The organism is Streptomyces sp. A0592 (assembly GCF_004795115.1).
Classification (GTDB): Bacteria; Actinomycetota; Actinomycetes; order Streptomycetales; family Streptomycetaceae; genus Streptomyces; species Streptomyces erythrochromogenes.
This window is the reverse complement of the sequence record NZ_SSBM01000003.1, coordinates 354,407-375,236: the sequence shown is the minus strand read 5'-3', so window position 1 is coordinate 375,236 and position 20,830 is coordinate 354,407. Positions and strand designations below refer to the sequence as shown.

Genomic DNA, 20,830 nt, shown 5'->3' with positions numbered 1-20,830 from the left:
TGCGGGGCTGATCAGGGCCGTGCAGGGCACCCCGTCAGGCTGATGGTTTCCCGCGCCGGAGGCGACGCGCATCGGCCGATCGGTTGACCCCCGCGTCAGCCGGTGCGGTGGGCGGGGCGAGCCGGTACGGGGACGGGGTGGCGGGGGTCCGGGGCACAGGCTTGGAGCAGTGAAGGAGCCGGTCCGACCGGCCCGGGCCGATCCGATGCCCTCACCGCGTCACCGATGTCACCGATGTCACCGTTCTCAGGAGCTGCAGAGATGAAGACCCGCACCCGCGTTCTCACCGGTACCGCCCTCGCCGTCGCCCTGGGCGCCGGAGCCTTCGGTGCCGTGAGCGCCAGCGCGAGCCCCGCCGCCACCGCCCAGGCCGCCGCCGTCTCGGCGAAGAAGGACGGCCCGAGCGGCAAGGACTTCACCACGACCACCCACCTGACCGTCGATGCCGCCACCCGCGCCGCCCAGGCCGCCCTGAAGGCCGCCGCGGCGGAGAACCAGAAGGTGACCGTCGCGGTGGTGGACCGCAACGGCAACACCATCGTCACCCTGCGCGGCGACGGTGCGGGCCCGCAGTCCTACGAGTCGGCGCAGCGCAAGGCCTACACCGCCGTGTCCTGGAACGCCCCGACCTCCGTGCTCGCGGGCCGTCTGGCCCAGACCCCGAACCTGAAGGACATCCCCGGCACCCTCTTCCTCGGTGGCGGGACCCCGGTCCAGGCGAACGGCGCCCCCGTCGCCGGCATCGGTGTGGCCGGCGCCCCGAGCGGCGACCTGGACGAGAAGTTCGCCAAGGCCGGCGTGGACGCGCTGGGCAAGTAAATCGCGCGCTTTGCCCGCTTAGGATCGAGTGTGTGGACCACCGCGCACTGCCCCGCCTCGCCGCTCCTGCCGTCGCCACCCTGCTCGCCGTCACCACGGCGTGCACGGGGGGCCCGGTGCAGGGGCGGCCGGGTGCGTCGGGGCTGCGCGATCCGTACTTCCCCAAGGCCGGCAACGGCGGCTACCAGGTCGAGCACTACGGGCTGGACCTGGACTACGACCCCTCGGACGGGGTGCTGCACGGCAAGGCCGTCATCACCGCGCGGGCCCAACAGGGGCTCAGTTCCTTCAACCTCGACCTGAGCGGCCTGCGCGTCGAGAGCGTGGACGTCGACGGTGAGGGAGCCCGGTTCAACCGGACCGGCAACGAGCTGACCGTGCGCCCGGCCGACGACCTGAAGAAGGGCCGGGTCTTCCGCACGGAGGTCGCCTACAGCGGCAGGCCGAAGGCCCTCACGGACGCGGACGGCTCCAGGGAGGGCTGGATCACCGGCGAGGACGGTGCCGTCGGCGTCGGGGAGCCCGTCGGCTCGATGACCTGGTTCCCCGGCAACCACCACCCGAGCGACAAGGCCGCGTACGACATCACGATCACCGTCCCGCACGGCTACGAGGCCGTGTCGAACGGGGAGTTGAGCTCCCGCACCGAAGTCGCCGGCGGGCGCACGCGGTTCGCGTGGCACAGCCCGGAGCCGATGGCCAGCTATCTGGCCACCGCCGTCGTCGGCCCGTACAAGGTGACGACCGGGAAGACGCCCTCGGGGGTGTCGGTCTACAACGCGGTGTCGCCCGAGGAGGCGGCCGCGAGCGAGCGGTCGCTGGCGCGGCTGCCGGAGATGGTCGAGTGGGGCAGCGGCCGGTTCGGCCCCTACCCCTTCGGTACGGCGGGTGCGGTCGTGCTGCCGGCCGGGACCCTCGCCTATGCGCTGGAGACGCAGACCAAGCCGGTGTACCCGGGTGCGCCCGAGGACGAGGCGCTGGTGCTGCACGAACTGGCCCACCAGTGGTTCGGCAACTCGGTGTCGCCGAAGACCTGGAAGGACATGTGGCTCAACGAGGGCTTCGCGACCTACGCCGAGTGGCTGTGGGACGAGGACCACGGCGGGCCCACGGCGCAGGCGCACTTCGACGCCCTCCTGGCCGGTGACACGGAGGTCGACGCGGCGGCCGACTCCGGCTGGGACGCCTTCCCGCCGGCCGACCCGCCCGGGCCGGAGGACATCTCCGCGAGCCCGGTCTACCAGCGCGGCGCGATGGTCCTGCACAAGATCCGGCAGGAGGTCGGCGACGGGAAGTTCTTCGCCCTGGTGCGCGACTGGGCGGCCGACCACCGGTACGGCAACGCGAGTACGGCCGACTTCACCGCCTACGCGGAGCAGAAGACGGGCCATGACCTGAAGCAGGTCTGGGACGTCTGGCTCTACGGGAAGGACCGCCCGAAGTAGGACCGCGGTCCCTTTGCCGCCGTGCCTTTGCCGCCGTCCGTCCTACGCCGCGTCGAGGGGCTTGCGCAGCACCGTGCAGTCGCGGCCCAGTTCGCGGTCCTTGGCGCGGCGCACGGGGGAGTACCCCTGGGACTGCCAGAAGGCCAGGCCCCTGGGGTTGTTGTCCAGTACGGCGATCTGCACGCCGGTGCGTCCGGCGTCGCGGAAGCGGTCCTCGACGAGGGTGGCCACGGCGCGGCCGTAGCCCTCGCGGTGCGCGGTGGCGTCGATGAGGAGCAGCCCGATCCACGGGTCGTCGTCCCCGGGGGCGGCGGCCGGGTTGCGGTCCAGGGTGGCGGCGAGGCCGACGAGGCGGCCGGCGCTGCGGGCGAGGAGGATCTCCGCGCTGTCGTGGGCGAGTTCGTCGGCGAGAGAGGCCGCGACCTGTTCGACCGTGATGCGGTTCGGATCGGGGAAGTCGCCGCTGAGTTCGAAGAACGCGTGGTTGGTCGAGTAGAGGGCGGCGATCTCGGTCAGGACCGGGCCGGGGAGGGCGCCGTCCACGGGGACCAGGGGTTGGAGGATCACCTGTGGAACGGTAGCGAAGCCCCCTCCCCGGACGGCCGGGAGGGGGCTTCGCCCGCGCTGGTGTCCGTCACGTCGGACGGACCGTGCGGACTCAGACGTTGACGCCGAAGTCCTGGGCGATGCCGGTGAGGCCCGAGGCGTAGCCCTGGCCGACCGCGCGGAACTTCCACTCGGCGCCGTTGCGGTAGAGCTCGCCGAAGACCATGGCGGTCTCGGTCGCCGCGTCCTCGGAGAGGTCGTAGCGGGCGATCTCGGCGCCGCCGGCCTGGTTCACGACGCGGATGTAGGCGTTGCGGACCTGGCCGAAGTTCTGGCTGCGGCTCTCGGCGTCGTAGATGGAGACCGGGAAGACGATCTTGTCCACGTCGGCGGGCAGGCCGGCGAGGTTCACGTTGATGGCCTCGTCGTCGCCCGCGCCCTCGCCGGTGCGGTTGTCACCGGTGTGGACGATGGTCTGGTCCGGGGTGGACTTGTTGTTGAAGAAGACGAAGTGGCCGTCGGAGACGACCTTGCCCGTCGGGTTGACGGCGATGGCGGAGGCGTCGAGGTCGAAGTCGACACCGGTGGTCGTACGGACGTCCCAGCCGAGACCGACCGTGACGGCAGCGAGGCCCGGGGCCTCCTTCGTGAGCGAGACGTTGCCGCCCTTGGACAGGCTGACAGCCATGGGAATGTCCCTTTCCTCATCCAACATGCACGTACAGGCGGTCAAGGTACCGCTGACCTCTATAACGCGACGAGAGGCCGGTCGGGTTCCCGTCCTGAATTCCGGATGACGACAAATGCGGGTGACGCGGGCCGGGCGGGCACGGATCATAGGGGGCATGCCTGGTCCCTATGTCATCCGCGGTTCGGTCGCGCTCCCCGAGGGGGAGCTCTCCTGGCGTTTCTCGCGGTCCTCCGGGCCCGGCGGGCAGCACGTGAACACCTCCGACTCGCGCGTGGAGCTGCTGTTCGACCTGGCGGCGACCAGAGCGCTGCCCGAGGTCTGGAAGGAGCGGGCGCTGGAGCGCCTCGCGGGCCGGCTGGTGGGCGGGGTGGTGACCGTACGGGCCTCCGAGCACCGCTCGCAGCTGCGCAACCGGGAGATGGCGCTGGTCCGGCTGGCCTCGCTGCTGGCCGAGGCGACGGCGCCGCCGCCCAAGCAGCGCCGGGCGACGAAGATCCCGCGCGGGATCAACGAGCGGCGGCTGCGGGAGAAGAAGGCGCGGGCCGAGACCAAGCGGGGCCGGACCGGCCGGGACTGGTAGCCGCGCCGGGGGCACGGCCCGCTCCGCGGCGGGGGCACGGTCCGGGCGCGGTCCGCGGGATCAGCCCAGGTGCCGGTAGCGCCCGCGGAAGTACGTCAGCGGCGGGGAGTCCGGGGACGGCAGGGCGGCCGTCAGGACCCGGCCGATCACCAGGGTGTGGTCGCCCGCCTCGACGCGGTTCTCCGTACGGCACTCCAGGGTGGCGAGGGCGCCGCTCAGCAGGGGCGCGCCGGAGGCCTCGCCGCGTGCGTAGGGGAGGTCGGCGAAGAGCAGCCGGTCGCTGATGCGGCCCTTCATCGCGAAGCGGCCCGCGATCTGGAGCTGGTGGTCGGCGAGGACGGAGACCGCCCACAGCGGCTGCTCCGCGAGGAGGTCGTCCATGCGGGATCCCTCGCGCAGGCTCACCAGGACCAGGGGCGGGTCGAGGGACACGGACATGAAGGCGGTCGCCGTCATGCCGACGTCCTCGCCGCGCGGCCCGCCGGCCGTCAGCGGGGCCTCGTGCGCGGTGATCAGGCACACGCCCGCGGCCAGCCGGGACATCGCGGCGCGGAACTCGTCATTGCTCACTCCCTCAGCATGGGGGTTCGTGTCGGGCGGGGCGGGTACGGGGGTCGTCTTCAGCACCCTTGGAACGCTAATCTCGCCCTCCCGTAGGGCACATCGGGCCCTGGTCCGAGTCGTGCCCCCGCCCCTCGGCCTAGGCCCGGGCGTATCGTTTGCTCACGAGAAGGTCGGGGGAGCGCTCCCAGTCCGAACCGTCCCAGCGCGTACCGTTATTCATCTCATGTGACTTGAGTCACAGAGGGCAAGATTTGTTGACCCTGTGTACCTGCCGCACAGCTCACTGTGATTCAGTGGACGGGACACCGCAACGAAACGCCGATGACAAACCTGGAGTTGCTGTCGAGGTCTCGGGGAGAGCGAGCAATGGAGACCGAGTCGGAGCCGTACGTCCGTCTTGCGACCCTGCGGCAGCTCCACCGGGTGGTGGCCGATCTCAACACGGCCCGGAGCCTGGCGGACACTCTGCAGACCGTCGTGGACGGCATCGTCGTGGGCCTCGGCTATGAGCTCGCCTGTGTCAACCTCGTTCGCCCCGACGGGGATCTCGTCGTCGCCGCCTTCGCGGGCGACCCCGCCGCGGAAGCCCTCATCACCGGTCGCGTGGGCTCCCGCGCCTCCTGGGAGCGCCGTCTGACGATGGGTGAGTGCTGGGACGGGCTCCGCTTCATCCCGCACACGGAGGGCTGGGTCCTGCTGGAGGACGACGTCCCCCAGTGGCACACCGACGGCCCCGATCCGCGCTTCGAGGACGAGTGGCATCCCGAGGACCGGCTCTACGCACCCATGTACGCGTCCGGCGGGGAACTTCTGGGTGTCATTTCGGTGGACAGACCGCGCAACGGCCGCCGGCCCGGCGCCTGGGGCCGCGAAGCGCTCCAGATGTACGCCTTCCAGGCGGCGATTGCGATCAGCAATGCCAGGCTCCGCGCGAACATGCAGCGCGCCCTCGTCCGGCTGGAACGCGAGCAGCAGGCGCTCCGCGCCAGTGAAGAGTCGTTCCGCCAGGCCTTCGAGTACGCGCCCAGCGGCATGGCCATCGCCGAGATGGGCGGCGACCAGCACGGCCGGCTGCTGCGCACCAATGACGCGCTGTGCCGGCTGCTCGGCCGCCCCGCCTCCGTACTGCGCCGCTACTCCTTCTCCGACCTGGTCCACCCCGAGGACATCGGCACCCTGCTGCGCACCTCCGCCGAGGGCGGCCGCGCCGAGCTGCGCCTGGGCCGCCGGGACGGCACGTACGTATGGGTCTCGCTGCGCAACTCCGTCGTGGCGGACGCCGCAGACGGGCCGCGCTTCCTGCTCACGCACGTCGAGGACATCGAGGAGCGCAAGCGCCACGAACTCCAGCTCGCCCACCGGGCCAGCCACGACTCCCTGACCGGGCTCCCCAACAGCGCCGAGCTGCGGGCCCGGCTCGGCGCGCGGCTGTGCCGCAGGCCACAGTCCGCGCGGGCCAGCGCGATCGAGGCCCTGGACGCGGCCTACGAGGGGCGCGAGGTGCACGGCGGGCACGACGGACACGAGGTGCGGGTGGAGGCGGGTGGTGCGGGTGAGCACGGGTTTCAGCCCGACGGTCCCGACCGGTACACCGCGTCCGATCCCTTCGACTTCCCCGGGGCGCCGACCGCCCCGACCGACGGACCGTACGACCACCACGTGCACACGGTGGCACCCGCGACCGATGTCGACGACGGGACGAAGGGGCTCGCGGTGCTCTTCTGCGACCTCGACGGCTTCAAGTCGATCAACGACCGGTTCGGGCACCACACGGGTGACGCGGTCCTGATCGAGGTCGCCCGGCGGCTGACGACGGGCGTCAGGGACGGTGACACCGTCGCCCGGCTGGGTGGTGACGAATTCGTCGTTCTTGCCGACGGCCTCGGTGCCGCGGACGCCGCGGACCTCGCCGTCCGGCTGCGCAACGCGATCATCCCGCCGATCCGCGTGGACGGCCGTGCGGTGCGTGTCGGCGCGAGTTTCGGCATCGGGTGGGCCAGCTGCGGCATGTCCGCGGACGAGGTGCTGCGCTCCGCCGACCAGCGGATGTACATCGAGAAGCGGTCCCGCTCCAAGGCGCACCGCCGGGCGGGCTGAGGCGGTCCGTCACCCGTGGGCGCACCTGTTCGGGGTAGGCTCCCGGGGGTCGAAAGGAGTGACCTGCGATGACGACGCCCGCGAACAACGGTCCGCACGGTGGGGCGAGCAAGCCCGAGGACGACGATCCGTTCGGCTACCTCTACGAGGACGGCCAGGCGGCCGGAGCCACCCCGCCCGCGTCGGGCGGCGGGTACGGCTACCCCGGCGCGTCGGTCGGCGGTCACCCCGGTGCACAGCCCGGTGTCCCCCGTACCTCGCACCACCAGGTGCGTACGGTCGGCGACCGCAGGAACGGCGGCCAGCGCGGCCCTGTCCCGCAGCAGCAGAGCCCCGGCTACCAGGCCCAGTACCAGGCCCCCGAGGCGCTCCAGGCGGGCGGCTACGGCGTTCCGCAGCAGCCCCAGCCCGCGCAGCACCAGACCCAGACGATGGGGCAGCCCGGCGGCCACGGAGGCCACGGCGGCCACGGAGGCGGCGGTTCCAGCCGGCGCGGCCTGCTGATCGCGGCGGTCGCGGTGGTCGGCGCGGTCGTGATCGGCATCGGCGCCGCCCTCGCCTTCGGCGACAAGGACAAGTCCGAGGACAAGGGCAACGACACCGCGAACGGGGGCCAGCAGTCGCAGGCCCCGAAGGACCCGGCGAGCCCGACCCCGAGCACGAAGCCCTCGCAGGCCCCGCTGCCGAAGGCCGACTTCGGCGGCAGCGGCATGTCCCTGACGGGCGGCGCGAACCTGCAGAGCAGCCTCTCGGGGGCGAAGAGCGAGAACGGCCAGTACGTGACCGGCCTGAACGCGATCGGCGCGGCGGCCACGTGGTCGGTGGACGTGCCGAAGACGGGCAAGTACAAGCTGAAGATGACCTACGGGGTGCCGGGCAAGGACGCCAGCACCACGCTCACCATCAACGGCGAGGCGCAGACCCGGCCGGTCAACATGGCGAACTTCTCCAAGGCCGCCCCGGGCGACTGGGCCAAGGGCTGGACGAACACCTACTCGCTGGTGGACCTCAAGCAGGGCGCCAACACGATCAAGATCTCGTGCGAGGCGGGCAACCAGTGCGACGTGGTCCTGGACCAGCTCTGGCTGGAACAGGGCTGACCAGGCCCCCCGCCGGCTAGTGCTGTGACCGGAAGGGTTCACCGTGTCGCGGCGCCCGGCACGGCACCTGGCCGCGTTGTCGGACCACGCGAGTACGTCCGGTACGGGCCGTGGCCCTCCGCCTTGCGATCCACCGCACCGGACACCGCGACCCGGCAAACCTGCCCGGCCACAGCACTAGGCGGGCAGTACCTTCACCGACCCCCGTACCTCCTCGTAGGTGCGGGGGTCGAACTCTCCCGCCACCGGGGACAGGACCGTGGCCGCCGAGAGGGCCACCGCGCGGGTGAGGCGGTCCGGCCAGTCCAGTCCCTCCGCCAGGGCGGACAGCAGGCCGGCGACGACGGAGTCGCCGGCTCCGGTGGGGTTGCCGGACAGCGGGCGCGGCGGGGCCGCCTGCCAGGTGCCCTGCGCGGTGGCGGCCAGCAGGCCGGCCGGGCCCAGCGAGGTGACCACCGCGTGCGCGCCGCGGCGGCGGGCGTCGCGGCTGGCGGGGAGCGGGTCGCGGGATCCGGTGAGCTCGGCCAGTTCGGCGGCGTTCGGCTTGATGATCTCGGGGCGGGCGGCGACCCCGCGGCGCAGGGCCTCGCCGCTGGTGTCCAGGAGGACGGGGACCCCGGCCGCGCGGGCCGTCCGCACGAGCACCGCGTACGCGCCCACCGGCACGCCCGGCGGGAGGCTGCCGCAGAGGGCGACCGCCCGTACCCCGGCCACGAGCTCCTCGTAGTGCGTGAGGAACCGCGACCACTCCGCGGGCGTGATCAGCGGGCCCGGTTCGTTGAACTGCGTGGTGTCGCCGGAGGCTTCGTCGACCACGGCCAGGGTGCGGCGCGAGGCGCCCTCGCAGGGGAGCAGGGCGTCCACCACCCCGGGGGAGGTGGCCAGCGCGCTGCGGACGACGGAGCCGACCGGGCCGCCGGCGAAGCCCGTCGCCGTGACCTTGTGGCCGAGGGCGGCCAGGACGCGGGCGACGTTGAGCCCCTTGCCGCCGGGCCGTTCGGTCACGGCGGTGACCCGGTGCGAGGCGTGCGGAAGCAGCCGCGGCACGCGGTACGTGACGTCGAGTGCGGTGTTGAGCGTCACGGTCAGGATCATGGGCACCCCCGGGTCTGTTGCTGCCGGGATCATGCCAAACACGAGGCGGTCGGCCCAGTCCCACGGGCCGACCGCCTCGTCCTGTCCAGCCGCTTGGCCGTCAGGAAGGCCCTCGGAGAGCCGGGCTGACGATCCATTCGCCGCGCCGCATCACGCCCTTGAGGTCGAAGGCGGCGTCCAGGACGACGAGGTCCGCGTACTTGCCGGGCTCCAGCGAGCCGATCTCGTCGTACAGGCCGATCAGCTTGGCCGGGTTGGCGGAGATCGCCTGGACCACGGACTCCACCGGCAGCTTGTCGAGGGTCACCGAGCGCTTGAAGGCGGTGTCCAGGGTGAGCGTCGAGCCGGCGATGGAACCGCCCTCGACGAGGCGCGCCACACCGGCCTTGACCTCGACCTCCAGCGGGCCGAGGTGGTAGGTCCCGTCGCCGAAGCCGGCCGCGTCCATGGCGTCGGTGATCAGTGCCACGCGGTGTGCGCCCGCGTGGTGGAAGGCCAGTTCGAGGGCGGCGGGGTGCAGGTGGGTGCCGTCGTTGATGAGCTCGACGGTGATCCGCTCGTCCTCCAGGAGGGCGGCGATCGGGCCGGGTTCGCGGTGCGCGAGCGCGGGCATCGCGTTGAAGAGGTGGGTGGCGACGGTCGCGCCCGCGTCGATGGCGGCGCGCGTCTGCTCGTAGCTGGCGTCGGTGTGGCCGATCGCGGCGATGACGCCGTGCTCGGCCAGCAGCCGTACGGAGTCCAGGCCCCCCGGCAGTTCGGTGGCCAGGGTGAACATGCGGGCGGCGCCGTGGGCCGCGTCGATGAGCTTGCGGACCTCGGCCGGATCGGGGTCGCGGAGCAGGTCCTCCTTGTGGGCGCCCTTGCGGCAGGCGTTGATGAACGGCCCCTCGAAGTGGATGCCGGCGATCTCGCCCGCTTGCGTCAGCTCGGCCAGCAGCCCGGCCCGCCGGGCGAGTTCGTCGAGGTCCCCGGTGACGGTGGAGGCGACCAGGGTGGTGGTGCCGTGCGCGCGGTGGGTGCGCACGCCCTGGAGCACGTCCTCGGCGGTGCCGGAGGTGAACGAGGCGCCGCCGCCGCCGTGGTTGTGCATGTCGACGAAGCCGGGCACGATCCAGTGCCCGGTCAGGTCGACGATCTCGGCGCCCTCGCGGGCGCTGCCGGCGATGCGGTCGCCGTCGACGATGACACGGCCGCCCGCCACGGTCCCGGTGGGCAGCACCACCCTGGCGCCGGAGAGAACAGTGCTGTGTGCGCTTCCGGACATCAGGCCGGTACCTCCGTGGCGAGTAGGTCCCAGGCGAGCAGCCCTGCGCCCAGGCAGCCGGCGGTGTCCCCGAGGGCCGCCGGCACGATGTGGGGGAGCCGCTGGAACGTCACGCGCTCCTCCACGGCCTTCCGTAGTGGTGTGAACAAGGTTTCCCCCGCCTCGGCGAGCCCGCCACCGATGATCAGCGTGCGCGGGTCCAGCAGGGTGATGGCGGTGACCAGTCCGTCGGCGAGGGCTCCGACGGCGGCCAGCCAGACATCGCGGGCGCGCGCGTCACCGGATGCCACAGCCTTGGCGCAGTCGGCGGCGTCGGCCCCGGGGTCGCCGGAGGCGGCCGCCCAGGCGCGGCTGACGGCGGCGGCGGAGGCGAGGGTCTCCAGGCAGCCGCGCTGGCCGCAGCCGCAGTCGGGGCCGCCGGGGCGGACCACGATGTGCCCGATCTCGCCCGCGTACCCGTGGGCGCCGGCCTCGATGCGGCCGGCGATGCCGATGGCGCCGGCGATGCCGGTGCCGAGCGGGACGAAGAGGAAGCGGTCGGCGCCCCGGCCGGCGCCGATGCGGCCTTCGGCGAGCCCGCCCGTGCGCACGTCGTGGCCGAGGGCCACGGGGATGCCGCCGAGACGCCCGGTGAGCAGCGCGCGCAGCGGTACGTCGCGCCATCCGAGGTTCGCCGCATAGACGGCGATCCCGTTGTCGGCGTCGACGATGCCCGGGACGGCGACGCCGGCGGCCGAGGCGGCCCGTCCGAAGCGTTCCCGGCCGGTGGCGAGGAGCTCGGCGGCGAAGTCCTGGATCGTCTCGACGACGGCGTCGGGGCCCCGCTCGCGGCCGGTGGCGCGGCGCGCTTCGTGCAGCAGGGAGCCGTCGTCGGCGACGAGGGCGGCCTTCATCCCGGTGCCGCCCACATCGAGGGCGATGACGTGTTTCACGGGTTTCACAGAGACAGTCTCGCGTGCTCGGCGGGGAAAGGTCTAGTCCATTGAGGGGGATTGTTGAGTGGCCATACAAATCGGGCGCCCTGGTGGGGGGCCTGATGTGGACGAGCCGCCAAAGTGGTGTAGACCTTACGTGGATCGTACGTACAACAAGGGGTGGATCGATACCTGTGAAGGGCCGTTACCAGAGCCTGGCCGCGTCCGGCGCCGCGCTGTGCCTGACCGCCGTGACGCTGACGGGCTGCGGAGCCGTCGGCGGACTCACCGGAGACAACGAGGTGACCCTGCGGGTCGTGGCGGCCGACTACGGGGACAATCCGCAGAACTCCTCGGCGGGCTACTGGAAGGGCCTCGCGGAGGGCTTCCAGAAGGACCACCCCGACGTCAAGGTCGAGGTCAGCGTCTACTCGTGGTCCGAGGTCGACGCCAAGGTCGCCGAGATGGTCAAGGCCGGCAAGGCCCCCGACATCGCGCAGATCGGCGCCTACGCCGACTACGCCGCCGCCGACAAGCTGTACTCCACGGCCGAGCTGCTCTCGGTGAAGACCGAGGCCGACTTCCTCGCCCCGCTCGCGGACGCCGGGAAGGTCAAGCAGACCCAGTACGGCATGCCCTTCGTCTCCAGCACCCGGCTGCTCTTCTACAACGAGAAGCTGCTGGCCGACGCGGGCGTGATCGGCAAGGACGGCAAGGGCTGGCAGCCCAAGAGCTGGGCCGACCTGGAGGCCGCGGCGAAGAAGCTCAAGGGCGCGGGCGTGCCCGTGCCCTTCGCGCTGCCGCTGGGCCGCGAGGAGGCGCAGGCCGAGACGATGATGTGGATGCTCGCGGGCGGTGGCGGCTACACCGACAACGAAGAGGGCTACTCCATCGACTCCGCCGACAACGTCAAGTCGCTGGAGTTCCTGCGGGACAAGATGGTCGGGCAGCAGCTCGTCGGGCCCGTCGAGCCCGGCAAGCTGGACCGCCAGGCCGCCTTCGAGGCCTTCACCAAGGGCGAGGTCGGCATGCTCAACGGCCACCCGACGCTGATGAAGCAGGCCGAGGCCAAGGGCGTGAAGTTCGGCATGGTGCCGCTGCCGACCTCCGACGGCTCCCCGCAGCCGGCGATGGGCGTCGCGGACTGGGTGATGGCCTTCAAGAACGGCCACCGCGAGCAGTCCGGCAAGTTCCTGGACTACCTGTACCAGCCCAAGAACGTGACGGCCTTCACCGAGAAGTACGACCTGCTGCCCGCCACCACCAGCGGCTTCCAGGCCAAGCAGGCCGCCACCAACGGCTCCGCCGCCCAGCTGAAGCCCTTCCTGGCGGCGCTGCCCAGCTCGCGGCTCTACCCGGTCGGCAAGAAGTCCTGGGCGGGCGTCAGCGAGGACATCAAGCAGAGGATCGGCACGACCGTCCAGCCCGGCGGACAGCCCACCAAGGTGCTGGAGGAGATCGCCACCGCGGCGCGCGCGGCGGACAAGGGCTGACCAAGGCCGACCCGGGCCGAGCCGGGGGACGCCGCCGGCTGTCGGACGGCGGCGTTAATCTGGCGGTATGACGGACGAGGGGCAGCTGACGGCCACGGAGGCCGCGGTGCTCGCGTACGAGGGACGCACCTGGCCGGGGCCCGGAGCCAAGGAACGGGCCATACGGGAAGGACTGGGGATGACCCCCGTCCGCTACTACCAGCTGCTCAACGCCCTCATGGACGACCCGCGGGCGCTGGCCCACGCCCCGGGCACCGTCAACCGCCTGCGCAGGATCCGCGAGGCCCAGCGAGCCCGGCGATAGCCGTAGCCGTCGACCCGCCGGGCCGTTAGGGTCGTGCGTATGGGGAGCCATCCGCACGATCTGCCGATGCCCGTCACCGCAGCCGGACGCGAGGGACTCGAAGCCCTGCTTCGCGCACCCCGCCGGTCCGTGGTCGCCCTGGACTTCGACGGCACCCTCGCCGACATCGTCCCGGACCCGGACCAGGCCCGGGCACATCCCGAAGCCGTTCCCGCGCTCTCTGCGCTCGCCCCCGAGGTGGACTCGGTGGCCGTGGTCACCGGGCGGCCCGCGGGCGTCGCCGTCCGCTACGGCGGCTTCGCCGGGGTGCCCGGACTGGAGCACCTCGTCGTCCTCGGCCACTACGGCGCCGAACGCTGGGACGCCGTGTCCGGCATCGTCCACGCACCCGCCGAGCACCCCGGAGTGGCGGCTGTACGGGCCGAGCTGCCCGGGTTCCTGGACTCCATCGGGGCCTGGCGCGGCACCTGGATCGAGGAGAAGGGCCGGGCACTCGCCGTCCACACCCGGCGGGCGCAGGACCCGGCGGCGGCCTTCGCGGCACTGCGCGAACCCCTCACGGACCTGGCCGCCCGGCACGGCCTGATGGTCGAACCGGGACGGGCCGTGCTGGAGCTGCGGCCCCCGGGAATGGACAAGGGCGTGGCTCTGACGGAGTTCCTGGCGGAGCGGGACGCGGAGACGGTGCTGTACGCCGGGGACGACCTGGGCGACCTCGCCGCGTACTCGGCCGTCGAGAAGCGCAGGGCCGACGGCCTGCCGGGGCTGCTGGTGTGCAGCGGCTCGGCCGAGGTCCCCGAACTCGCCGCCCGCGCCGACCTGGTCCTCCCCGGACCGGGCTCCGTGGCCGCCTTCCTGGCCGCCCTGGCCGCCGCCCTGCGGGGCTGACCGTCCGCTGCCGGGCGCGACGCCGCCCCCGGGCGACGCTGACACCCGGGCGCTGCCCGGACGCGGTCCCCAGACGCCGGACGGCTGGAAAATCCAGCCCCGCCGGCGATTGAGGCGCGGGGTCCGGGGCGGAGCCCCGGCAGTGGATCAGGCCAAGGCGGCGAGCTGGGCCGTGAGCCAGGCCGACGGGGGGAGGGCCGTCGCGGCCGCCGCCAGGCGCTTGGTGCGCTCCGCACGCTCCTCATCCGGCATGGACAGCGCCGTGTGCAGCGCCTCCGCCGTCGCCGACACGTCGTACGGGTTCACCGTCAGCGCGTCCCCGCGGAGCTCCTCGTACGCCCCCGCCCCCGTCGACAGCACCACCGCGCACCCCGCCTCCGACACCACCGGGATCTCCTTGGCCACCAGGTTCATCCCGTCCCGCACCGGGTTCACCAGGGCCACGTCCGCCATCCGGTAGACCGCCAGCGACCGCGCGAAGTCGTCCTTCACCGACACCAGCACCGGCTGCCAGTCCTCCGTGCCGAACTCCGCGTTGATCTCCGCGGCAAGCTCCGAGACGGCCGCCGTGTAGTCCCGGTACACCTTCAGGTCCTGCCGCGACGGGTATGCCGAGGCCAGGTGCACCACGCGGCCGCGCCACTCGGGGTGGACCGTCAGCAGCTCCCGGTAGGCGTGCAGCCCGCGCAGGATGTTCTTCGACAGCTCCGTCCGGTCCACCCGGGCGATCGTCCTGCGGCCCGCGACCTCCGCCCGCAGCTCGGCCAGCTTCTCGTCCACCTCCGGCCGGTGCGCCAGCGCCCGCAGCTCGTCCGCGTCCACGCCCAGCGGGAAGACGGCCGCGCGCCGTCCGCCCTCCTCGTGCGCGGCGCTTACGAAGGCGTCGGCCCAGGCCCGGGTGTGGAAGCCCACCACGTCAGCCCCGAGCATCCCCCGCACCAACTGCTCCGCGACGTCGGCCGGGAGCATCTCCAGGAACTCCCGCGAGGCCCACGGCGTGTGCGTGAAGTGCGCGATCCGCAGGTCCGGCCGCAGCTCCCGCAGCTGCCCCGGGACCAGCGCCAGGTGGTAGTCCTGCACCAGCACGCGGGCCCCCTGCTCCGCCTCCTCGGCGAGGGCGCGCGCGAAGGCCTCGTTGTACGCGGTGTACGAGGCCCAGCGGCGCCGGAACTCCGCGTCGAAGACCGGCTCGCGCGGCACGTCGTACAGGTGGTGGTGGGTGAACCACAGCACCGAGTTCGCGATGCCGTTGTACGCGTCGTCGTACATCGTGGGATCGATGTCCAGCATCCGGACGCCGGGCTCGGAGACGTCCCGCCGGACCGCCTCCCGGTCCGCGTCCGACAGCGCCGCGCAGATCCACAGCGCCCCCGGCTGCTCCGCGAGGGCCGCCGAGAGTCCGGAGACGAGACCGCCCCCGCCGCGCCGGGCACTGAGCGTGCCGTCGTCGGAGAGGGCGTAGGAGAGCGGGCCGCGGTTCGCCGCGACGAGTACCTGAGAAGCCATGCGCCGAACCTAGCCCGGCCCGCGCTCGCTCAAACGTATGGACACGGTCACGCCACGTGGCGCCGGCCGTACTCCGCCACGCCCAGCATCGGCGGCCGCTCCTCGGTGTCCACGGCGTAGGTGCGCGGTACGAAGCCCTCCGGTCCCCGCTCGAACTGCGTCAGCTCCGGCCGTACGAGGTGCCCGCGCGAGAGCCGTACCTGGGCCGTGCGGTAGATCGCCGCGGCCATCCGGCCGAGCGCCTGCCCGCCCTGATGGCGGTGGAGGCGTACGCCCACGTCCACCTGGGCGAGCGCGTCCAGCCCGACCGTGTGCAGGGCGTCCACCAGCAGGCCCAGCTCGACGCCGTAGCCGACGGGGAACGGCAGCCGCTCCAGCAGGGAGCGCCGTACGGCGTACTCGCCGCCCAGCGGCTGGACGAAGCCGGCCAGCTGCGGCCAGTGCAGGTTCAGCAGCGGGCGGGCGACCAGCTCGGTGACCCGTCCGCCCTGGCCGGGGGCGTCCCCCAGCGGCCTGTCGTACATGGCCTTGACGAACTGCACGCCGGGGTCGGTCAGCAGCGGGCCCACGATCCCGGAGACGAAGGAGGCCGAGAAGTCCCGCAGGTCGGCGTCGACGAAGCAGACGATGTCGCCGGTGGTGGCCAGCAGCGAGCGCCACAGCACCTCGCCCTTGCCGGGCAGTGCCGGGATCCTCGGCAGGATCTCGTCGCGGTGCACCACCCGGGCCCCGGCCTTCGCCGCGACCTCGGCGGTCCGGTCGGCCGAGCCCGAGTCGACCACGACCAGCTCGTCCACGAGCGGGACCGGCAGTCCCTCGATCAGCTCACGCCGGATGACCTCGACGATCGCGCCGACCGTCGCCTCCTCGTCCAGCGCGGGCAGCACCACGCTGACCGTGGTCCCGGCCGCCCGTTTGAGGTCGAGCAGCTGGTCGAGCGGTCGGTCGGCGGCGGACCAGGAGCGGTCGGCCAGCCATCGCTCCACCTCTTCCAGCACCCTCAGCACTCCCTGCTCGTCGGCGTTATCGTCCGTTATGTGATCCATCTCGCGGTTCGGACGGCTGTCTCAACCGCCCGCCCCTTCGGTTACAGTCTTGAACAACGCGAAGGACCACCGCATGCCGGGGTCCCCCGCGTACAAACGCACCGGCGCGCCACAGAGCGCGTGTGCCGGTGCCATACCGCTCATCCAGAGGGGCAGAGGGACACGGCCCGTTGAAGCCCCGGCAACCCTCCAGTCGGTTCTCGCGATCGCGCAGCAGCGCTCGTCAGCGAGGTCCCCGGCTAGGGAAGGTGCCAATTCCGTCTCATGGCGAAATGCGCCATGGGGAAGATGAGGAGAAAGGGCCTCGCCATCATGGCTGCACAGACTGTCGCCACCTCTGTCGATCTCGGACCTGCCACGGGCCTTTCCTGTCGCGAGTGCGGTACCCGCTTCGAGCTCGGTCCCATCTTCGCGTGCGCCGAGTGCTTCGGACCTCTGGAAGTCGCCTACGAGCTTCCCACCGGTGACCCCGAGGCCCTGCGCGCCGCGATCGAAGCCGGCCCCAACAACATCTGGCGTTATGCGCCGCTGCTGCCCGTCCCTGCGGACGTGGCGTCCAAGCCGAGCCTGAACCCCGGCTTCACCAAGCTCGTCGACGCGGCCAACCTGGCCAAGGAGCTGGGCGTCACCGGCAAGCTGTACGTCAAGGACGACTCCGGCAACCCGACGCACTCCTTCAAGGACCGCGTCGTGGCCATCGCCGTCGAGGCCGCCCGCGCCTTCGGCTTCACCACCCTGTCCTGCTCCTCCACCGGCAACCTGGCCGGCGCCGTGGGCGCGGCGGCCGCCCGGGCCGGCTTCCGCTCCTGCGTGTTCATCCCGCACGACCTGGAGCAGGGCAAGGTCGTCATGGCCGGTGTGTACGGCGGCGACCTGGTCGGCATCGAGGGCAACTACGACGACGTCAACCGCTTCTGCTCCGAGCTCATCGGCGACCCGCTGGGCGAGGGCTGGGGCTTCGTCAACGTCAACCTCCGCCCGTACTACGGCGAGGGCTCCAAGACCCTGGCGTACGAGATCTGCGAGCAGCTCGGCTGGCAGCTGCCCGACCAGATCGTCATCCCGATCGCGTCCGGCTCGCAGCTCACGAAGATCGACAAGGGCCTGCAGGAGCTCATCAGGCTCGGCCTCGTCGAGGACAAGCCGTACAAGATCTTCGGTGCCCAGGCCGAGGGCTGCTCCCCGGTGTCGACCGCCTTCAAGGCCGGTCACGACGTGGTCCGCCCGCAGAAGCCGAACACCATCGCCAAGTCCCTCGCGATCGGCAACCCGGCGGACGGCCCGTACGTCCTGGACATCGCGCGCCGCACCGGCGGCTTCGTCGAGGACGTGACCGACGAGCAGGTCGTCGAGGCCATCAAGATCCTCGCGCAGACCGAGGGCATCTTCGCCGAGACCGCGGGCGGCGTGACCGTCGGCGTGACGAAGAAGCTCATCGAGAACGGGCAGCTCGACCCGGCGCTGACCACCGTCGTCCTCAACACCGGTGACGGCCTCAAGACCCTGGAGGCGGTGGCCGCGGACAGCGGGCAGACCGCCACCATCCGCCCCAGCCTGGACGCGTTCCGCGCCGCCGGCCTGGCCTGACCACATCTCCTCACTCCCGGAAAGGCAGTAGCGCCATGAGCGTCAACGTCCGCATCCCCACCATCCTGCGCACCTACACCGGCGGTCAGGCCGAGGTCCCGGCCGAGGGCGCGACCCTCGCCGAGGTCATCGAGTCCCTGGAGAAGAACCACCCGGGCATCGCCGCGCGCGTCCTGGACGACCAGGGCAAGCTCCGCCGATTCGTGAACGTCTATGTCAACGACGACGACGTGCGCTTCGAGGGCGGGCTGGCGGCGGTGACGCCGGACGGCGCCGGCGTCTCGATCATTCCGGCCGTCGCGGGCGGCTGCTGACCCTCCCGGTAAACCGAAATTACCCCCTCCGCTAAAAGCGGAGGGGGTAATTCTGCTTGATTGGGCACGGTAGAGTTGGGGAAGTCCCCTCCGCTGGACTTGCCCGCCGCATATGAACGGGTCGCGTGAGGGTCGACATCGGGTCAATGTGCAGGTGCGGTATGGGGCTTTGGCGAAATTTGCCCGGCCCGAGTTGCCCTGGAATATGTCAAATTTTCACTCTATTTCAATGTTTCTCGGTGTCCAGAATTCTCGTCGGATTGACCTGTTGCAGACAGCACTCGCGCAGATACATTCAGCCTCGGTCGAAGCGTTCCGACGCAAGTTCTGACCCGGTAACGCGAAGTGCGTTCCCGCGCAAGGGCCAGTAATAGGGGAGTTAGGCATGGCTCAGGGCACCGTCAAGTGGTTCAACGCGGAGAAGGGCTACGGCTTCATCGCGGTCGACGGTGGTGCGGATGTGTTCGTCCACTACAGCGCCATCCAGATGGACGGGTACCGCACCCTTGAAGAGGGTCAGCGGGTCGAGTTCGAGATCTCGCAGGGCCAGAAGGGTCCGCAGGCGGACATGGTCAAGCTCGCGCTCGGCTAGTCCCGGAGCATCGACCACAGACGCTCGGTCTTCCGTCGAAGACCCGGAAGACCTACGAGGGGCCCACATCCCGGACACGGGATGTGGGCCCCTCGCGTGTCACCTGGGCCTTCGTCGAAGCCGCTTGCACTCCAGGGGGTCGAGTGCTAATCATTGGCGTTAGCACTCTACGAGTGAGAGTGCTACTGAAACGAGGACCGGGTCGGTGAGGCCCGCAGGGTCCGGTGGGAAGGAACCGCCGGGCACGCAGGCCGTCCGTCGCGGGCGCGGGCGCGGTCCTGGGAGCAATCCACCGCTGTCCGGGAGGACCACTTCAGATGGCCAAGATCATTGCGTTCGACGAGGAGGCCCGCCGCGGCCTCGAGCGTGGGATGAACCAGCTCGCCGACGCCGTCAAGGTCACCCTTGGCCCCAAGGGTCGCAACGTCGTCCTTGAGAAGAAGTGGGGCGCCCCCACGATCACCAACGATGGTGTCTCCATCGCCAAGGAGATCGAGCTCGAGGACCCGTACGAGAAGATCGGCGCCGAGCTGGTCAAGGAAGTCGCCAAGAAGACGGACGACGTCGCCGGCGACGGTACGACCACGGCCACCGTCCTGGCCCAGGCGCTCGTCCGCGAGGGCCTGCGCAACGTGGCCGCCGGTGCCAACCCGATGGCCCTCAAGCGTGGTATCGAGAAGGCCGTCGAGGCCGTCTCCGCCGCCCTGCTCGCCCAGGCCAAGGACGTCGAGACCAAGGAGCAGATCGCTTCGACGGCCTCCATCTCCGCCGCCGACACCCAGATCGGCGAGCTCATCGCCGAGGCCATGGACAAGGTCGGCAAGGAAGGCGTCATCACCGTCGAGGAGTCCCAGACCTTCGGTCTGGAGCTGGAGCTCACCGAGGGTATGCGCTTCGACAAGGGCTACATCTCGGCGTACTTCGCCACCGACATGGAGCGCATGGAGTCGTCCCTGGACGACCCGTACATCCTGATCGTCAACTCCAAGATCGGCTCGGTCAAGGACCTGCTGCCGCTCCTGGAGAAGGTCATGCAGTCCGGCAAGCCGCTGCTGATCATCGCCGAGGACGTCGAGGGCGAGGCCCTGTCGACCCTGGTCGTCAACAAGATCCGTGGCACCTTCAAGTCCGTCGCCGTCAAGGCCCCGGGCTTCGGCGACCGCCGCAAGGCCATGCTCGGTGACATCGCCATCCTCACGGGCGGCACGGTCATCTCCGAGGAGGTCGGCCTCAAGCTGGAGAACGCCGGTCTCGACCTGCTCGGCCGCGCCCGCAAGGTCGTCATCACCAAGGACGAGACCACCATCGTCGACGGTGCCGGTGACAGCGACCAGGTCGCCGGTCGCGTGAACCAGATCCGCGCCGAGATCGAGAACTCCGACTCGGACTACGACCGCGAGAAGCTCCAGGAGCGCCTCGCGAAGCTGGCCGGCGGCGTGGCCGTCATCAAGGCCGGTGCCGCGACCGAGGTCGAGCTCAAGGAGCGCAAGCACCGCATCGAGGACGCCGTTCGCAACGCGAAGGCGGCCGTCGAGGAGGGCATCGTCGCCGGTGGTGGCGTGGCCCTGCTGCAGGCCTCCGCGGTCTTCGAGAAGCTGGAGCTCGAGGGTGACGAGGCGACCGGCGCCAACGCCGTGAAGCTCGCCCTGGAGGCCCCGCTCAAGCAGATCGCCGTCAACGGTGGTCTCGAGGGTGGCGTCGTCGTCGAGAAGGTGCGCAACCTCCCGATCGGTCACGGCCTGAACGCCGCGACCGGCGAGTACGTCGACATGATCGCCGAGGGCATCATCGACCCGGCGAAGGTCACGCGCTCCGCGCTGCAGAACGCCGCGTCGATCGCCGCGCTGTTCCTGACCACCGAGGCCGTCATCGCCGACAAGCCGGAGAAGGCCGCGGCCGCTCCGGGTGGCATGCCGGGCGGTGACATGGACTTCTGATCGACCTTGGTCGATCGGCTGTTCTCGAACGAGGGCGGCACCCCCACG

At 71.4% G+C, this 20,830-nt stretch carries 20 protein-coding genes and 1 riboswitch; of the genes, 12 read left to right on the top strand and 8 right to left on the bottom strand.

Features of this window, described 5'->3' with window-relative positions:
• Nucleotides 1-261: 261 nt before the first annotated feature.
• Nucleotides 262-819 carry a heme-binding protein gene (locus E6U81_RS07105; protein WP_136229209.1) on the top strand — a complete coding sequence of 186 codons (558 nt, stop codon included), beginning with the start codon at nt 262-264 and terminating at the stop codon, nt 817-819.
• Nucleotides 820-851: 32 nt separating this feature from the next.
• Nucleotides 852-2,264, top strand: coding sequence for a M1 family metallopeptidase (locus E6U81_RS07100; RefSeq protein ID WP_136229208.1), 1,413 nt, complete (start codon nt 852-854; stop codon nt 2,262-2,264).
• 42 nt (nt 2,265-2,306) lie between these two features.
• On the opposite strand, the gene E6U81_RS07095 is transcribed toward E6U81_RS07100, so the two are convergent.
• On the bottom strand, nt 2,307-2,831 hold the full coding sequence (locus E6U81_RS07095) for a GNAT family N-acetyltransferase (RefSeq protein ID WP_136229207.1): 525 nt from the start codon (nt 2,829-2,831) through the stop codon (nt 2,307-2,309).
• Between the two features lie 91 nt (nt 2,832-2,922).
• On the bottom strand, nt 2,923-3,498 hold the full coding sequence (locus E6U81_RS07090; RefSeq protein ID WP_136229206.1) for a TerD family protein: 576 nt from the start codon (nt 3,496-3,498) through the stop codon (nt 2,923-2,925).
• Between the two features lie 157 nt (nt 3,499-3,655).
• Between E6U81_RS07090 and arfB the strand changes: the two genes are divergently transcribed.
• Entirely contained in the window at nt 3,656-4,081 is a 426-nt protein-coding gene (gene arfB / locus E6U81_RS07085) for an alternative ribosome rescue aminoacyl-tRNA hydrolase ArfB (protein ID WP_136229205.1), read from the top strand.
• A gap of 60 nt (nt 4,082-4,141) precedes the next feature.
• Here the strand turns inward: arfB and E6U81_RS07080 are convergent, their stop codons facing one another.
• Nucleotides 4,142-4,708: a flavin reductase family protein gene (locus E6U81_RS07080; RefSeq protein WP_168714574.1), complete on the bottom strand. Its 567-nt coding sequence runs from the start codon at nt 4,706-4,708 to the stop codon at nt 4,142-4,144.
• A 303-nt stretch (nt 4,709-5,011) separates the two neighbouring features.
• Between E6U81_RS07080 and cdgB the strand changes: the two genes are divergently transcribed.
• Together cdgB and E6U81_RS07070 are read left to right on the top strand one after the other, a co-directional pair.
• Nucleotides 5,012-6,742: a diguanylate cyclase CdgB gene (cdgB, locus tag E6U81_RS07075; RefSeq protein ID WP_136229204.1), complete on the top strand. Its 1,731-nt coding sequence runs from the start codon at nt 5,012-5,014 to the stop codon at nt 6,740-6,742.
• A gap of 68 nt (nt 6,743-6,810) precedes the next feature.
• The gene (locus E6U81_RS07070; RefSeq protein WP_136229203.1) at nt 6,811-7,842 is read left to right on the top strand and encodes a CBM35 domain-containing protein; all 1,032 of its coding nucleotides are present in this window, start codon (nt 6,811-6,813) and stop codon (nt 7,840-7,842) included.
• A gap of 177 nt (nt 7,843-8,019) precedes the next feature.
• Here the strand turns inward: E6U81_RS07070 and E6U81_RS07065 are convergent, their stop codons facing one another.
• The 3 genes from E6U81_RS07065 to E6U81_RS07055 form a co-directional block, all read right to left on the bottom strand.
• Nucleotides 8,020-8,937, bottom strand: coding sequence for a 1-phosphofructokinase family hexose kinase (locus tag E6U81_RS07065; protein ID WP_136229202.1), 918 nt, complete (start codon nt 8,935-8,937; stop codon nt 8,020-8,022).
• A gap of 100 nt (nt 8,938-9,037) precedes the next feature.
• Nucleotides 9,038-10,201: an N-acetylglucosamine-6-phosphate deacetylase gene (gene nagA / locus E6U81_RS07060; protein WP_136229201.1), complete on the bottom strand. Its 1,164-nt coding sequence runs from the start codon at nt 10,199-10,201 to the stop codon at nt 9,038-9,040.
• Nucleotides 10,201-11,133 (bottom strand): ROK family protein, encoded by a 933-nt coding sequence (locus E6U81_RS07055; RefSeq protein ID WP_136229328.1) that lies wholly within the window; start codon nt 11,131-11,133, stop codon nt 10,201-10,203. The genes nagA and E6U81_RS07055 overlap by 1 nt, the downstream gene beginning before the upstream one ends.
• A gap of 176 nt (nt 11,134-11,309) precedes the next feature.
• Here E6U81_RS07055 and E6U81_RS07050 point away from each other — a divergent pair, with 176 nt between their 5' ends.
• From E6U81_RS07050 to otsB, 3 genes are all read left to right on the top strand, one after another.
• The gene (locus E6U81_RS07050) at nt 11,310-12,608 is read left to right on the top strand and encodes an extracellular solute-binding protein (protein WP_240803689.1); all 1,299 of its coding nucleotides are present in this window, start codon (nt 11,310-11,312) and stop codon (nt 12,606-12,608) included.
• Between the two features lie 67 nt (nt 12,609-12,675).
• Nucleotides 12,676-12,912: a DUF3263 domain-containing protein gene (locus E6U81_RS07045; protein ID WP_030031449.1), complete on the top strand. Its 237-nt coding sequence runs from the start codon at nt 12,676-12,678 to the stop codon at nt 12,910-12,912.
• A 39-nt stretch (nt 12,913-12,951) separates the two neighbouring features.
• Entirely contained in the window at nt 12,952-13,800 is an 849-nt protein-coding gene (otsB, locus tag E6U81_RS07040) for a trehalose-phosphatase (RefSeq protein WP_136229199.1), read from the top strand.
• A 147-nt stretch (nt 13,801-13,947) separates the two neighbouring features.
• Here the strand turns inward: otsB and E6U81_RS07035 are convergent, their stop codons facing one another.
• Nucleotides 13,948-15,306 carry a trehalose-6-phosphate synthase gene (locus E6U81_RS07035; protein WP_136229198.1) on the bottom strand — a complete coding sequence of 453 codons (1,359 nt, stop codon included), beginning with the start codon at nt 15,304-15,306 and terminating at the stop codon, nt 13,948-13,950.
• 47 nt (nt 15,307-15,353) lie between these two features.
• Entirely contained in the window at nt 15,354-16,304 is a 951-nt protein-coding gene (locus tag E6U81_RS07030; RefSeq protein ID WP_136229327.1) for a glucosyl-3-phosphoglycerate synthase, read from the bottom strand.
• Between the two features lie 185 nt (nt 16,305-16,489).
• A riboswitch (SAM riboswitch) is annotated at nt 16,490-16,647 on the top strand.
• Here E6U81_RS07030 and thrC point away from each other — a divergent pair.
• From thrC to groL, 4 genes are all read left to right on the top strand, one after another.
• The gene (gene thrC, locus E6U81_RS07025) at nt 16,641-17,939 is read left to right on the top strand and encodes a threonine synthase (protein ID WP_078857899.1); all 1,299 of its coding nucleotides are present in this window, start codon (nt 16,641-16,643) and stop codon (nt 17,937-17,939) included. Its footprint overlaps the riboswitch before it by 7 nt.
• A gap of 35 nt (nt 17,940-17,974) precedes the next feature.
• Nucleotides 17,975-18,253 carry a MoaD/ThiS family protein gene (locus E6U81_RS07020; RefSeq protein ID WP_030854668.1) on the top strand — a complete coding sequence of 93 codons (279 nt, stop codon included), beginning with the start codon at nt 17,975-17,977 and terminating at the stop codon, nt 18,251-18,253.
• 385 nt (nt 18,254-18,638) lie between these two features.
• On the top strand, nt 18,639-18,845 hold the full coding sequence (locus E6U81_RS07015) for a cold-shock protein (protein ID WP_030009783.1): 207 nt from the start codon (nt 18,639-18,641) through the stop codon (nt 18,843-18,845).
• 317 nt (nt 18,846-19,162) lie between these two features.
• Nucleotides 19,163-20,782 (top strand): chaperonin GroEL, encoded by a 1,620-nt coding sequence (groL, locus tag E6U81_RS07010; protein WP_030823434.1) that lies wholly within the window; start codon nt 19,163-19,165, stop codon nt 20,780-20,782.
• Nucleotides 20,783-20,830 lie beyond the last annotated feature (48 nt).